Source organism: Myroides sp. NP-2 (assembly GCF_014145665.1).
In the GTDB taxonomy this organism is placed as follows: Bacteria; Bacteroidota; Bacteroidia; order Flavobacteriales; family Flavobacteriaceae; genus Flavobacterium.
This window is the reverse complement of record NZ_JACHTD010000004.1, coordinates 261,820-276,806: the sequence shown is the minus strand read 5'-3', so window position 1 is coordinate 276,806 and position 14,987 is coordinate 261,820. Positions and strand designations below refer to the sequence as shown.

Annotated in this window: 19 protein-coding genes; 5 read left to right on the top strand and 14 right to left on the bottom strand. The window is 33.0% G+C overall.

Annotated features, from left to right (window positions below):
- Positions 1-86: 86 nt before the first annotated feature.
- Positions 87-632, bottom strand: a complete 546-nt coding sequence (locus tag H4K35_RS06360; RefSeq protein ID WP_182626542.1) for a DUF6266 family protein — start codon at positions 630-632, stop codon at positions 87-89.
- A gap of 328 nt (positions 633-960) precedes the next feature.
- On the bottom strand, positions 961-1,167 hold the full coding sequence (locus H4K35_RS06355; protein WP_182626541.1) for a hypothetical protein: 207 nt from the start codon (positions 1,165-1,167) through the stop codon (positions 961-963).
- Between the two features lie 227 nt (positions 1,168-1,394).
- Here H4K35_RS06355 and H4K35_RS06350 point away from each other — a divergent pair, with 227 nt between their 5' ends.
- Positions 1,395-1,835, top strand: a complete 441-nt coding sequence (locus tag H4K35_RS06350; RefSeq protein ID WP_182626540.1) for a DUF5675 family protein — start codon at positions 1,395-1,397, stop codon at positions 1,833-1,835.
- Positions 1,832-2,041, top strand: coding sequence for a hypothetical protein (locus tag H4K35_RS06345; RefSeq protein ID WP_182626539.1), 210 nt, complete (start codon positions 1,832-1,834; stop codon positions 2,039-2,041). Before H4K35_RS06350 ends, H4K35_RS06345 begins: the two co-directional genes overlap by 4 nt.
- 237 nt (positions 2,042-2,278) lie before the next feature.
- Here H4K35_RS06345 and H4K35_RS06340 read toward each other — a convergent pair whose 3' ends face one another.
- Positions 2,279-3,082 carry an RteC domain-containing protein gene (locus H4K35_RS06340; RefSeq protein WP_182626538.1) on the bottom strand — a complete coding sequence of 268 codons (804 nt, stop codon included), beginning with the start codon at positions 3,080-3,082 and terminating at the stop codon, positions 2,279-2,281.
- 178 nt (positions 3,083-3,260) lie between these two features.
- Between H4K35_RS06340 and H4K35_RS06335 the strand changes: the two genes are divergently transcribed.
- The 3 genes from H4K35_RS06335 (at position 3,261) to H4K35_RS06325 (ending at position 4,961) form a co-directional block, all read left to right on the top strand.
- The gene (locus H4K35_RS06335; protein WP_182626537.1) at positions 3,261-3,767 is read left to right on the top strand and encodes a hypothetical protein; all 507 of its coding nucleotides are present in this window, start codon (positions 3,261-3,263) and stop codon (positions 3,765-3,767) included.
- Positions 3,754-4,389 carry a hypothetical protein gene (locus tag H4K35_RS06330; RefSeq protein WP_182626536.1) on the top strand — a complete coding sequence of 212 codons (636 nt, stop codon included), beginning with the start codon at positions 3,754-3,756 and terminating at the stop codon, positions 4,387-4,389. Before H4K35_RS06335 ends, H4K35_RS06330 begins: the two co-directional genes overlap by 14 nt.
- Before the next feature lie 317 nt (positions 4,390-4,706).
- A complete protein-coding gene (locus tag H4K35_RS06325; protein ID WP_182626535.1) occupies positions 4,707-4,961 on the top strand; it encodes a hypothetical protein in 255 nt (84 codons plus the stop codon).
- 67 nt (positions 4,962-5,028) lie between these two features.
- Here the strand turns inward: H4K35_RS06325 and H4K35_RS06320 are convergent, their stop codons facing one another.
- From H4K35_RS06320 to H4K35_RS06270, 11 genes are read right to left on the bottom strand one after another with little or no spacing between them, the layout of a single operon-like run.
- Positions 5,029-5,505, bottom strand: a complete 477-nt coding sequence (locus H4K35_RS06320; protein WP_182626534.1) for a transferase — start codon at positions 5,503-5,505, stop codon at positions 5,029-5,031.
- A gap of 22 nt (positions 5,506-5,527) precedes the next feature.
- On the bottom strand, positions 5,528-6,490 hold the full coding sequence (locus H4K35_RS06315) for a glycosyltransferase family 4 protein (protein ID WP_182626533.1): 963 nt from the start codon (positions 6,488-6,490) through the stop codon (positions 5,528-5,530).
- 37 nt (positions 6,491-6,527) lie between these two features.
- Complete coding sequence (locus tag H4K35_RS06310; RefSeq protein ID WP_182626532.1) at positions 6,528-7,436, bottom strand: NAD-dependent epimerase/dehydratase family protein; 909 nt, start codon at positions 7,434-7,436, stop codon at positions 6,528-6,530.
- Entirely contained in the window at positions 7,429-8,646 is a 1,218-nt protein-coding gene (locus H4K35_RS06305; RefSeq protein ID WP_182626531.1) for a glycosyltransferase family 4 protein, read from the bottom strand. The genes H4K35_RS06310 and H4K35_RS06305 overlap by 8 nt, the downstream gene beginning before the upstream one ends.
- Before the next feature lie 10 nt (positions 8,647-8,656).
- Positions 8,657-9,520: an SDR family oxidoreductase gene (locus H4K35_RS06300; protein WP_182626530.1), complete on the bottom strand. Its 864-nt coding sequence runs from the start codon at positions 9,518-9,520 to the stop codon at positions 8,657-8,659.
- A gap of 1 nt (position 9,521) precedes the next feature.
- Positions 9,522-10,646, bottom strand: coding sequence for a non-hydrolyzing UDP-N-acetylglucosamine 2-epimerase (wecB, locus tag H4K35_RS06295; RefSeq protein ID WP_220497654.1), 1,125 nt, complete (start codon positions 10,644-10,646; stop codon positions 9,522-9,524).
- Positions 10,637-11,047: a WxcM-like domain-containing protein gene (locus H4K35_RS06290; protein ID WP_182626529.1), complete on the bottom strand. Its 411-nt coding sequence runs from the start codon at positions 11,045-11,047 to the stop codon at positions 10,637-10,639. The genes wecB and H4K35_RS06290 overlap by 10 nt, the downstream gene beginning before the upstream one ends.
- A 6-nt stretch (positions 11,048-11,053) precedes the next feature.
- Complete coding sequence (locus H4K35_RS06285; RefSeq protein WP_182626528.1) at positions 11,054-12,049, bottom strand: polysaccharide biosynthesis protein; 996 nt, start codon at positions 12,047-12,049, stop codon at positions 11,054-11,056.
- Positions 12,039-13,217, bottom strand: a complete 1,179-nt coding sequence (locus H4K35_RS06280; protein ID WP_182626527.1) for a glycosyltransferase — start codon at positions 13,215-13,217, stop codon at positions 12,039-12,041. The genes H4K35_RS06285 and H4K35_RS06280 overlap by 11 nt, the downstream gene beginning before the upstream one ends.
- Before the next feature lie 13 nt (positions 13,218-13,230).
- The gene (locus H4K35_RS06275; RefSeq protein WP_182626526.1) at positions 13,231-13,737 is read right to left on the bottom strand and encodes an acyltransferase; all 507 of its coding nucleotides are present in this window, start codon (positions 13,735-13,737) and stop codon (positions 13,231-13,233) included.
- Entirely contained in the window at positions 13,730-14,983 is a 1,254-nt protein-coding gene (locus tag H4K35_RS06270) for a lipopolysaccharide biosynthesis protein (protein ID WP_182626525.1), read from the bottom strand. Before H4K35_RS06270 ends, H4K35_RS06275 begins: the two co-directional genes overlap by 8 nt.
- Between the last annotated feature and the right edge of the window lie 4 nt (positions 14,984-14,987).

The window sequence follows — 14,987 nt, the reverse complement described above, 5'->3', positions numbered from 1 at the left end:
AAAAAAGGAAACAATAACACCATTATTTTAGTACTTTAGTAACTACTTTTTGACCGTGCTTTTAAACCTCATTTACACTGGTCACTTTAAACCAGAATATACTGGTCACTTTCACCAGAATTTACATCACGACTAACCACGCGTTCAAAAATACGCATGATTTTCTGTTGCTTTTCGTATAACACAACAGTGAGCAAATCTGTCGCTGCTGCGAGTCCTGAAGCCATAGCGGAGGTCCAAGCGAAGTTCAGGCTATCATTTTCTACTGTAACACTGTTCATCGGTACGGTTGGTATACTCCCTTTGCTTACTACGACCTTGTCAAATCGAATCGCAAAACCATCTTCCTGTGGCTCTATCGCTTCTTGTAAGTGATAGGATAAGGCTAAATTTACTTTAGACTTTAGTCCTCGATCCGCACCGAAATAGCGACTAAATAGTGCGTTGAATGGCTGTAAAAAATTAGACACCAACTTGAATTTACTTCGCTGTTCTAGCTGTAGCTGTGATGGTTTTTTTCCTGATTTTCGCGGAACAACCCTAATGATGTTTTTCCCTCTCCAGTTTGCACCTACTACTGTACCTACTTTGCCGCTTAGGCCACCTAAAATTCCTCTTTTAATTTCTGCCATAATTTACATTGTTTACGGGTTACTAATTTTTTTACAATCGTTTTTTGCTATTCACAAACTACATGAATACGATACAAACCTACATCAGTCGAAATTAACCTGAAATACCCCCTTCCGCGTTTTGCCACTATTGGGTAAACAAAAGCACAAATGGGCATGTTTTGCCATCAAAAAACAACACAAACAACTGTTATTCAATTATTTATTTGGTTTGGTTTTACTTTTGTTCGGATCTTCTTCGGTAAACCTGTGTATTTACGCGGGTTTACCGCCCATTTACCGAAGCTGACCCAAACATGACTCGAACAAAACCCTATCCTTTTCCGAATTACTGCAAGAAACTAACCACTTCATTTTCGTCTAAATGCATGTAAGAACAAAACTCTTTGCAGGTCACTAAAGCGCCTGAAGGCTTTTGGAACTGTCGGCGAACCTGAATTAAAATTCTCAATGCTGTTCTATAGCTGAGCCCAGTAATGAGCATCACATCATGAGCATAAATAATAATTCTTCCTCGTTTTTTAATTTTACTCATAGGTTTTGATTTTAGCGTTAATAGGATAAAGTTAGCCGTAATGGGCACGAAATAGTCAATAGTACGCTACTCGGTTCATTAGGAATCGAGAAGGACAATTTCACCTTTTTTACTCCTATATATGTCCTCTTATTCCCAAACACTCCCCTGCCTGTTTTACAGCTCAAAAGTTTCTGACACCTTTGCCATAGAGGAAATAAGAACAACAAAACAAAAAAAATAACTGTATGCGTACACTAGTATTACATCGGCTGTATTTGCCCGAAGCCACACATGGGCTTCTGCAATTTGACGGCCAAGACATTTGCCTGACCCTAGAGCTTCCATGGGTGGCCAATCAAGCGTATATCTCATGCATACCGGAGGGAACCTATCCTGTATTTCATCGGCACAATGAGCGCTTCAAATCTCATCTTGAAGTGAAGAAAGTGCCTGATCGAACACTGATTTTGTTTCACCCCGCAAACAATGCAAAATACGACTTGAAAGGTTGTATTGCCCCCGTCAGTCAGCTTCTTACCCCCATTTGGGGGAGTCGTTCGCGATTAGCTATGCGCAAGCTACTCGACACTGTAGAAGAAGCGCTTATTGACGAAGGCATACAGCTTCAAATACAGGAAGCACAAGCATTAACTATTGTTCAACAAATCAAAACAGGAAAACTATGAAACAAATTTTTCTGAGAGCCCAAGCTCCCACACCGCGATTTTTCAAAATCTTGCGCACCATTGGTTTAAGTTTAGCCGCTATTAGCGGGAGTATTCTCGCCGCACCAATTGCCCTGCCTGCCATTGTTACTACTGTTGCTACGTATGTAGCCCTAGCAGGTGGTATTATTTCAGCCGTTAGTCAAATTACGGTAGACGAAGAATAGGCAGACGCTTTTTACCTCAAAAGAAAACTTAGGTATAACAAGACCTCTTAGGTGTTAGGATGAGACCCCCCTACTTGTGTTAGGGTAAGTACTTAGGTTCGGTCTTGTTACAGAAACACAACACAAAAGAGGACAGTTCCTTTGCGTTCTGTCCTCTTTTACTTTGCTTCCATGCACCAATCTAGGCCTTGCTAAACGACCACCTATATGCTTTAAGACTCGTCTTAGGCAGACTCCTTATTTTACATCCTCGTCCATTTTGTCCTTTATAAATTGATACATCGCTGTCACTATATTTGGCGTGATGTTCTTTCGCTTTTTAAATGCATGTAGCATTTGAAAAAAGTTTTTACTAATTTCTATTCCAAACAGTGCACCAAAAGCGTCTGCCCATTTGATCAAGTTATCTCTTTCTTGAGGTTCTCCATTGCAATAGCACACTGCATAGACCAACAAACACAAATCTGTCTTGGGTCGCTTCCATTTCAAATCAAGGGGTTTACACTGAGTAACACCATAAAAAATTTCGTGTTCAAGTTGCTGAATAATCAGCTGTAAGGCGCTAAAGTAAGCCCCATTATAGGCGGGGTATTTTGGATCAAAAAAGGGCCAATCCTCATGCGAATCTTTAGCTAGAACACAGGCTTTGATCTCGGTATAATCTGTCTGAAGTCTAGTTGCACAAAATGCGGTAAATTGCTCAAACCACTGCAATCGATACTGCTTAAAGTGCTGTAATTTTTGGTCTATATACACATTTCTTTCGTTGGGAAGTGAGGGAAGCGAGCTGTGGAACAAAGCCATTTCACGACAATACAGATAGTAATAATGAACTTCGGCAAACTGGTTTTCATAGAAAAAGCACTCCTCTTTGTGTGATCTAAAGCCTTGGCTGTGTGCGATTGTGCACATATCTTGGAGCAATTGTCTCCATTGGTAGGTAAAGGCTGACCATTCTTCAACAGAAATCTTCGAAATCTGTTCTATTTTTTCAATTAATTGCATTTTTTGTTGCATACACTGGCTTAGCTTTTTTTTCATCTTTTATTTAATTTAAATAGAGTGGCCTAAATAAAAAAAAGACAAGAAAAAAATACAACAAATCGTAAAAAGAGCCATTATTCCATAAAATATACACAGCTTTTAAACAAATCAAAACTATTAGTAAAGGTTAAAATACGCCTTGACCGACTATATTCGATGTTTCAAGACTAGAACGATGAACTATATTAAACATTTAAACAGTTGGTTTGAGATTATAAAAACCAAGACCGAAGCCACCCCTACGCATATTGCTTTATATGTGATGCTCTTTCACCTGTGGAACCAACATAGGTTTGCCCCTTCCTTCGGAATTAATCGGCAACATATGGTAAACCTCTGTAAAATAGGCAGCAACAGCACCTATAGCAAATGCATGCGGGAACTAAACGCCTGGGGATGGATTATTTACAAACCAACGAAGTCAAAATACGGCGTAAGTGAAGTGTCTATTGTTCCCTATCAACAGCTTCTAAAACAGCAGCTTTCTACTGCTGCTGGGCTTGAAGCAAACAACGCTACTACAGCAGTTCCTGCTCCGAGTAGTACACCAAGTAGTAGACCGAGCAGTGATCCAAGAACAAAGCAAGCAGCGGGTCACTTATTAAAACAACAAAAGGAGAAAGAAGAAAATCAAAACCAAAGTACAACCCATTTAAAAAATAAATTTAATGAGCCACTTTAAATTAAACTTAGAAGACATCTTTGTAATCGATAAGGAAAACAAAAAAAAGATATACGATATCCAACGCTGTGAGGCCTTTATACTCGAACGCGGTATTGCTATTTATGGGCATCATTTTATGATGAGTTTTCATCAACGACAAACGTTTTTCAAATTAATTATCTACGCTATTGGGGATAGTGTAAACATGGAGAAACACGATCTCGACGGGAATAAAGGGCTGTTGTTGATGGGTGAACGACAATCGGGAAAAACGGCGTATATGCGGTTGATTCAGTACTTTTTTTCGCGCAGACGCACTTACGACATAAAGAGTAGCAGACTCCTCGCTCAAGAGTTTTCATGCAAAGGGTATGAAGCTTTTACGCCTTTATTTGCGCCAAATGCCAAGGCTATATGCCTAGATAATATAGGAACGGAACAACAGGCAAAGTTTTACGGTTCTACATGTGATGTGGTTTACAATACACTCGAACATTTTTATGAACAGCGTTTTGACCTCACCTATCCGCGCTTGCATTTTACCACTTGCCTTTCTGCAAGTGAACTAGAAAAAAAATACGGCACAGGTTTTAGACAGATGCTAAAAGAAATGGTCAACGTTATTGTTTGTGAACAATAAGCGCAAAGGCACAACAGCTACACGATCTACTTGTGGTTGCTGCTAAAACTACATTCCGATAGCACAGATTAAAAGATAAAAATATCAAACAAACATTTAAAATGTCATTATATATTCAAATAAAACACACACAATCAAGGGATTGCGTTTTAATTTATTGTTTCTATGTAGTATTTTTATAGTCCTTTATTCTTAGTGGAAAAATCCAAAAAATATATACCCGTATGATAGGATGACGGTATTGGAAACAACCGTAAAGCTACTAAGAGCTTAAGGCATCTAACTTGTACGGGTTCATTTTTTTAAATCTTAGAACCATGAATGCAACCCCTTTCCTACACACAGACTCCGAACAGCACAACTTAGCGCTACTGCAAGCGCTTTATGAACAACAAGCAAGCTTTACTGCTTATGCGCAAAGTATAAACGAACTTTTTTACTACTACGTACAGCATTGTTCTTCTCAAGGTGATGACTTCTTTTTAACGCCCACAGATGTACACCGCATATTGGAAGTAGTCACCCTGCTGCATCAACTAAAAGAGGTTTCAGTTGATCAGCAAAACGTATAATGATAGTATATAAAATGAAAAAAAGGATGTTCCAGACGAACATCCTTTTATATAATTGCGTTATATTCTAAAACACTTCACTCTTCCAAACAACTTGGCCAGGTTTAAGCGTTTGCAAAGCAGTTACACGAGCAAACCCTGCCACATAAGCTGCAGGATAAGTACACACAAAATCCTCAATTACCGCATCGTGATCAACGGTGACATTGGCATTGATAATACAATGTTTCCCCACTACCGCATCCGCTTGTATTACCGCATTGGCCAAAACCACTGTTCCTTCTCCTAATTGAGCTGATGGTGCAACATAAGCTGTTGGATGTACTACAGTAACAAACTCGTGTTTTACTTCAGTTGCGATGCGCTTACGCACTTCATTATTTCCTATCGCTATCACAACTTTCGCCTGAGGCTCGGCTTGTTCATCATAAGGACGTGTGGCAGCGTCAAAATAATCAACAGCCGCTAATGGGTATATTTGTTTAATAGCATCTTCTACGACTTTACCATGCCCTCCCTTTCCATAAATCATTAAACTCTCCATACTTTATTAGATTAAAAGAAAACTAAGCCTTATCTACATATTTTTTAATAATATTTTGCTTCAGGATTAAATAGACAATACTTAGTACCACTATAATGGCAACACCTACGCCTAGTTGAATCCCTATACTTTCTTTTGTTAAGGCAATAACAGAAGAGCCTATGAAATACTGCAATAATCCATACCCAAAGGCTACATATAACTTATTCACATCTGCTTCATTGCTCAAGTACTGATACAAATGAGAGCGATGGGCTTGAAAAATATTCTCTTTTTTCAAAAAACGTCTTACAATGGTCCAAACGGCATCTATACCGTAAATAGCCAGAAATAGGATATAAATAAAATTTCCTGTCGCGATAATTAATTGACCCAACAAAAAAACAACGATAAAAGCCATACATACACTACCTACATCACCAGCAAAGGCTTTAGCTTTTACTCTAAAATTAAAGAAAGCGAAAACCGCTGCACCTAGCATTGTAAATATAATAAGGTTTTGATCAATAAAATGTATATCTGAATTAACAGTAGCTAGTAAAGCTAAAACGATCATACTATACCATGCGGTAATACCATTAATACCGTCCATAAAATTATAGGCATTAATCGTTCCGATTACACCTATCAGTGCAGGGATAATCCAAAGCCAAGATAGGGAAAACAAGTCCCATTGATAAAACATCAATAGCACTGATATCAAGTGAATCAACAAGCGTATTTTATTAGATAAGGTAAAAATATCATCTAAAAAACTAATGAGTGTAATAGCGGTTAATCCCAAAAAGAAATAAGGATATTCAAATCCGGAATAGATGAAAAAGGCCAAGGCGCCGAAGTAAAACACAACACCCCCACCTCGTAAGGTAATTTGGGTATGAGAGCTTCGCTCATTTGGCTTATCTATAATGTTGTACTTATCTGCTATTTTAAAGTACACTAATTCTGCAATAAACAGTATTGCTACTAGTAGAATATATTCCATTTTTATATTGTTGCTTACGAAAATAAAACGTCAGTAATTATAACTTTGAAAAGCTTTGTATGGTTCGTCTTAACCCTTCTTCCGCGCTAATAGGTAAGTGTTGAATCTGTAAGGCTTCTTTTATTTTATGATTGGAAACGACATAGTTTTCTGTGAGCTTTTTTAAACGTTCACTATTTAATGGTAACTTAATTTTGTCACCAATAGTAGCTACAGTATTCATAAATCCTTTCGGAATATACCAAAGTTTAGGTTTTCTATTAGACACATTAGCTATTAAGCTCACCAATTCATTTGTTGACAAGGCTTTATCATCCGCGAAATTATAAACTCCTGAGGCTACCGACTGGTTTTTTATCATTCCCTCTACTAGATAGCATAAATTATCAATTGATAAAAAAGAACGATGATTTTCAAAAGAAGCTAAAGGCCAAGGAATTCCCTTCTCAACCACTTTGTACAACAAATTCAGATTACCTTTATTTCCAGGACCATGAATCATACAGGGACGAATAATAAACACTCTTTTACCTTCTGGTAACTGAGCTTTTAGCAAATATTGCTCTGCTTCATTTTTAGATTGCCCATAAGGTGTTAAAGGTTGCGGTACAACATCTTCTACTAACACTCCTTCCACAGTATCAGCAACTGCTTTTACTGAACTAAAATAAAAGAAGTCTTTTGCTGAACTATTTAAAAATAAGTCAAACAATTCCATAGTCTTATCTCGATTTACTGTGAAATATTCTTCTGCATTGGAGGTATTAGACGTATCATGTGCTTTACCTGCTAAATGAATAAACACAACGGTATCAGTAGGAATTTCTTGTTTCCATTCTTGTTTTCTTAAAGACAATGTATCTACTGTATAAGCTTCCTTTTCCAAATAAGGGATTAGATTTTGACCTACGAACCCACTAAATCCTGTTATTGTGATTTTATTCATTGTTACTTATTTGTATTAAAATATTTTCAATCTTAGAAAGAACAGTTTCTCTCTTAAATTCTTTATTGTAGTAATTCAAAGCGTTTTTTGAACACTCCTCTTTTTCAATATCTGTTAATCTTAATACTTTTTCTATGATTATAGATAATTCTACTACATTTTCTGAATCACTTACGAAACCAGATTTAGATTCCTCTATAACTTTTGCTCCCTCACCATCCAAACTTGCTATTATCGGTTTTCCACAAGCTAAATATGATTGGACTTTAGATGGTATAGTCAATGAAAAAATATAATCTTTTTTTAGCGAAACATATAATGCATCTGCATTGGAAAAAAACTCAGGCATTTCTTCTGCCGCATATTTACCTAAAAAATGAACATATGGCTCTAGACCTAAACTCTTAGTATTATTTTTCAATGTCTCTAAATATCTACCATCACCCAATATTATCCAATTAAACAAGATTCCATTATCGATAACGATTTTCATTGCATTTAAAAATGTATCTAAACTTTGTGCTTCTCCAATATTCCCTGCAAACATTATTTTATATCCTTGAGGAAGAAGATAAGAATACTTATTTGATTTATCAATACACTTATAAAAATCTTCTGTTGTATTAGGTACATAAACAATTTTATCCTTACTTACTCCTTGATCAATAATATAATCTGTAAAAGTTCTTGATTGAACTAATAATATAGAAGAGTACTTATAGATTTTCTTCGTCAAACTGTTAAATATACCTAGTAATAGTTTATTTTTTATTCCGCCTGCTGCGGTAAGTGATGCGGGCCATAAATCTTGTACCCAAAAAGCATAAGGAACTTTCTTGAATACTTTATAAAAAACAGCAGGAATACCTACTGTAATTGGAGATGGCTCGAACACTAAAACACTATCAATTTTCTCCTTTACCGAAAATATCTTAAATGAGGCAAAAAAAGCAAAAGAAAAATAATTTAGAAAAAGACGAATAGCACCACCATTTCCACGTGGTAATAATCTAGAACGATACACCTTTATATCATTCCAATATTCTACAAAACCACAATTCTTATAACCTGAAAAAAGATTACCATCGGGATAATTTGGTAATCCTGTTAATATTATTACTTCGTGTCCTTTTTCTTTTAAACCTAAAGCGATATCATTAATCTTAAAGTTTTCAGGCCAAAAATATTGACTAAGTATTAGTATTCTCATAAATTAAAATTTAATAATAAGGATATAAATCCTTATATTTATCAATCCAATCCTTTTGGTTAAGTAACATTTCTTTATAATTAGGCATAGGATAATTAAAATCCGTTCTGGTACTAACTAAACTCTTATCTATCTTATAAGACGAGCTACCTTCTATTCTAACAAGATTATCTCTATAAATTTCATTGAATAATCTTAATAAAGAGTACTTATCAATTTTATTAGTCCCTGTAATCTGAATCAATCCTGTAATATTTTGTTTTATAATTTCAAGAATAACTTTGGCCAATTCTAATGTTGTAATACCTGACCAAAATGCTTTACTGAAACCCTTTATCAGTGCATTATTAGATTGACACATAAACCAGTGAAATAAACCTATCCCTCTTACATTTAATTCTGGCCCTATTATTGATGTTCTAATTGTTACATCCTTATTATTAACGATTTCTCCTAAAGCTTTTGATTGAGCATAAAAACCTATACCATCTTTAAAAGACTCTTCGGTATAACCACCATCTCCTTTACCAGAAAAAACACAATCGGTACTAATATGAATAACTTTAGTTAAAGTATTCTTTGTTATCTCTTCTAAGAAATGAGGGAAATAGCTATTAAACCAAATAGCTTTTGCAGGATTACATTCAGCATCATTATTTAAAATTCCTATACAATTAATAATATAATCAAATTTTTTATTTGTAATTAATTTTTTTACTTTCTCAGTATTAGCAACATCAATATTAAATAAGTTATCATGATCATGAATTCCACGCGCAACTCCGAAAACACTATAACTTCCTTCTTCCAGAAGAAAATTATAAAGAAGATGACCGGCCATCCCTTTTATCCCTACCACTAAAATACTTTTCATATTATTTATCCCAAATTACTTTATTAATAATAGAAGAATAACTTTGAATTGCTTTAATAACTCTATCTGATGTATTAACCACATTATATTCAAGTGGTAATTCAATCTCAGAAGTAAACAACCCCTTCGCAATTTCAATAGAATTAATCATTTGATTCTTTTCAATTCCTCCTAAAACAATTGTCCCAGCATCTATTGCTTCAGGCCTTTCAGTACTAGTCCTTATACTAACAGCTGGAAATTTAATCATTGCAGATTCTTCGCTAATAGTACCACTATCAGATAAAACTACAAAAGATTTTTGTTGTAACTTAACATAATCAAAAAAACCTAATGGATGAACATTACTCACTAACGGATGAAAAACAATATTATTCTTTTCAATGCGATTTCTAGTTCTAGGGTGTGTAGAAAAAACAATAGGTAATTGATATTTTTCTGCAACTGCATTTATTGCATTAGCTAAAACTTCGAAATTGTTGTTAAGATCAATATTCTCCTCTCTATGAGCACTAACCACAATATATTGATTTTCTTTTAATTCTAAACGTTCTAATACATCACTATTATCAACACTATCCTTATATTTAACCAACACTTCATTCAATGGTGAGCCAGTTACAAAGACATGATCTTTTCTAAAACCTTCACTCAACAAATAACGTCTACTATTCTCAGTATATGTCAAGTTAACATCACTAATATGGTCTGATATTTTACGATTTATCTCTTCTGGTACATTTTGATCAAAACAACGATTTCCTGCTTCCATATGAAAAATAGGTATTTTTAATCTCTTAGCCGCTATTGTACTTAAAACACTATTTGTATCACCTAGTACTAATAGCGCATCTGGTTTCTCTTGTATCAATATGTCATATGATTTAGAAATTACATTACCAATTGTTTCACCTAAATGTCTTCCAGCTACATTCAGAAAATAATCTGGCTTTCTTAAGTCTAAATCCTCAAAAAATATCTCATTTAATTCATAGTCATAATTCTGACCTGTATGTATTAATATATGATCAAAAAAAATATCACATTTTTTTATACACTCTGCTAATCTTATAATTTCTGGTCTTGTCCCTAAAATTGTAGCAACTTTAATTTTCTTTATTTCCATATTCCAATATCAAATTTATAATCATCATTAGTTTCTCCTATTAAATAATCTGAAAAGCATAGTAATTGTGACTCGTTTTCTAATGCTTTAATTGCTGTTGCAAAACCAGGACTAACTAACAAACTATCAAATGTACTCGCCTTTAAAATATATTCTTGACTAGTCAATCCATGACAAGGATTATCAAAATCATCTACTTTGACAACTCGTATAGAGAAAATGCCCTGAGACGCGAAAAACAATCTTTGCTCTACTTTATGTCCTTGCCAACCTCTGATTATAGAATTATTTCTATTCTCAATAATATATAATCTTTTAAAAATACTTAAGTCCAAAGTATTATTAAATAGTAGCTTCCCTCTAGTATCTAGATAGCTTTCACCTGAGTTAAATACAATCATTGAGCCTTATTTAAACAACTCTAATTTCAACAACAACTTCTTAACACCATTAATATCTTCACGTTTAGTATTATGAGAGTTATAATCTTCCATCTCTTCAGCTACCTCTTGACCTTCAGAATAATATTTAGCATAATTCAAATCTCTATTATCAGCAGGTATTCTAAAGAAATCTCCCATGTCTTCAGCTTTAATCATCTCCTCACGAGTACATAAAGTCTCAAATAACTTCTCTCCATGACGTGTGCCAATCACTTTAACAGAATTGTTAGCATTCTTTAATTGCTTAATAGCTTCTGCTAAAACACCTATGGTGGCTGCGGGTGCTTTATTAACAAATAAATCTCCAGGATTTCCATGTTCAAAAGCAAATAAAACTAAATCCACCGCTTCGTCTAATGACATTAAGAAACGTGTCATATTTGGATCTGTTATAGTTAATTCTTCACCTCTATCAATTTGATTTAAAAATAAAGGTATGACCGATCCTCTAGAAGCCATAACATTTCCATAACGTGTTAAACAGACAATCGTTTCACTTAAATTTCTTGCTTCCGCTACTGCAACCTTTTCCATCATTGCTTTAGATATGCCCATTGCATTAATTGGGTAAGCAGCCTTATCAGTTGACAAACAGATAACTTTCTTCACTCCATTTGACGCAGCTGAACGAATCACATTCTGAGTTCCCTCAACATTTGTCTTTACTGCTTGCATCGGAAAAAATTCACATGATGGAACTTGTTTTAATGCAGCTGCGTGAAATACATAATCAACATTATGCATTGCATATTCTATACTATTATAATCACGTACATCACCAATAAAATACTTAATCTTATCACTTTTGTACTCATTACGCATATCATCTTGTTTTTTCTCATCACGGGAAAAAACACGAATCTCCTTAAAATGATCAGTTTTTAAAAATTTATTTAGAACTGCTGTACCAAAAGATCCAGTACCTCCAGTTATCAATAACACTTTGTCCTTAATTTTCATCCAAAAATATATTTAAGTTTTTTTCAATACTATCTTCATCACTTAGATGATTATCTATATAAGATTTTACATTACACCTATAGTTCGCATATTCATCATTATTAAAATTCAAACATTCTAAAATAACATCTTTTAAAAAATGTTCTTTCAACTCTATTACAAATCCCAAATTATACCTCTTTACATCTTCAGTCCAAGGTGTCTTATCAGAAATAATAATAGGACAATTTGCAACTAAAGAATCTGCTATTGCTTGTCCATAGTTTTCACCTAGTGTTGGTAATACCCAATAATGATAATTCCTTAAAATACCAAATACTTCTTCATACTCAACTTCACCTTTATATGTTACTTTAATATTATTTGATTTATTAGCTTCAATAATACACTTACATTCATTCCAAAATGAAACATCAGAAATAGGTCCAAAAACATCTAACACAATATTTGCTTTTGTATCTTTTACTTCATTACTAATTAAGAACAATTCAGTTAAGAGATAATCTAAATTTTTAATTTTGGATATTCTTGATAAAAAAACTAACTTTAAATCACATGGTTTTTTAACTATACTTTTATCATTATCTTTCTTGAAAGCAAAAGCTGAAGGCAGTACTGGTGCATACTTAATAGTAGCGGTATCTCCGAAAATAGATTCTATTGCCAATACCTCTTCATTAGTCGTTGCATGCCACACAATATTTTTATACAAATGGATACCTTTACTAAAATATAGAAAGAGTTTTTTCTTTATTCTTCTAATATTAAGAGCTCCTTCATTAAACTCTCCTCTAGGAGACAATACGATTTTATTATTTATAAGTCTAAGTTTTTTTAAGAAGATTATCCAAATACTATAACGAAAATGGAAAAAACTATTCAAATATATCGTATCATACCTATAATTATTTTTAATAAACATCAAAATACCAATAAAACCACCACTGTAATAAATGATATCATAATCATCTTTACGTAAAACTTTATTGAACATAATATTTGAATAACTTACCTTATCTCCATAATCATGATTAGATGTAAAAACAGTAAACTGTATTTTATTATTGAGTAGATTAATTAATGCTTTAATAGAACGTATAGGTCCTCCAAACTTAAATCCAGGTTCGAAATGAGGTATAAAAATAAGAATTCTCAATTTTTCAATCATTTAAATAAAATTTTTAATGAAATTCACCTCTTCCTTTTAATACCAAGAAATGCTCAACATTTCTATATTTAATAACTTTAGCTGGATTTCCTCCAACAATCGAATACTTAGGAACATCTTTGTGAACCATTGCACCCGCTTGAACTATTGCCCCTTCACCAATTGTAACACCACCTAAAACAATTACTCTTGACCCCATCCAAACAAAGTCTTCAATAATTATTTCCTTTTTTATATTATTTGAATCATATGGTATTCTAGTTCCTTCATAATCGTGATTTGAACTAATTAATAAACATTCTGTTCCAGAATGAAAAAAATTACCTATCACCACTTTTCCTGTTCCAACTATTGTCATTCCATTAAAGTTAACATTATCACCTAAATAAGTATTATTATTTATTTTCGACATCCTCCATACACGTAAATTTTGACCACAAGAGCGTGCTTTTCGTTTTACAACAAATTTGTACAAGACAGATTTAATCAAAACAACTTTTTTATAAATAAAACTAATCATATTTTAAAATTTTTTGAGAATTATATAAAGTAATAAAAAATAAACACCCCCATGCAAGAAAGTTTACTTTTGCAGCAAAAACAACACCTTGAGAATCTAGAAAAGTATAATTCAAAATAACACTTATTAATAAACAAGGGATAGATCCGTACAAAAGAAGCCAATTCTTCTTGTAAAACTGTATAATTGGTACAACTAACCAATAAAACAATTGAAATATCATTCCTCCTATAAACCAACTAACAAAAGAGACCGAATCATTGTATTTATCGCCTAAGATAATCGGTAAAAAATATACTACTATAATATAGAAACACATGCTTACAAATAAAAAGCAACTACCTACATACAAGCGAATTCTATTAAACTCTTTTATATCTCTTTTTTCACTTAAGTTTTTGAAAACCCAGGGTAACCATGCAGCATTAAAAGAGACTGCTAAAATTTGTAGAATAGAAACTAATTGAAAACTTGCACTATACAACGCTACTTCTTTACTTCCTAAAGTTAAATTTATTATAAATCTATCAGACAATGCGAACAAATAAGCTATGCTACTATTTACAACTAGTGGCGCAGAAAAATTAATAATTGATAATAGCTCTGCTTTACTATAAAAAAAACCATACTCATATGATTTCAGGATACTTATCATAGATAATATAAAGAATACAAAATAAATTACTCCTTCAACGTATATAAGTGCTTCCAATGAAAAAAAATCAGTTGTAAATAACCCTACTATCGACAAAAAATATAAAACACTTTGTCCTATTACAAGAAAACAAAATGCTTTAAACATATTTTTACATCTAAATAGTCCCCTAGATATATTCAAGATCGATGTAAAAAAAGATATAAAAAAAGATACTAAAAGATACTTTTTATGTAATCCAACATAAGCTAAAACAAACTTCCCATCAACTAAAAACAAAATTATTAAAGAGCATACAAGTAAAATAGTATTTATCAAGATAGAAGTATAAATATATTTATTAAACGACTCCTTTATGTTTACATCGAAAAAGTAACGAACAATTAAATCAGACAAATTAAAACCTATTAAAGGAATAAAAATATTTGTAATTGCTCTAAATAAAGAAAACTCCCCGAAATCACTTACCGATAATGCTCTTACAAGAAAAGGTAGTAATAAAAAAGGAAAAGCTTTATTAATAAAATTTATACCTGTATAAACAACAGATCCTTTAAATAAATTACTTTTAAGAATATTTAATGAAATCATAAAT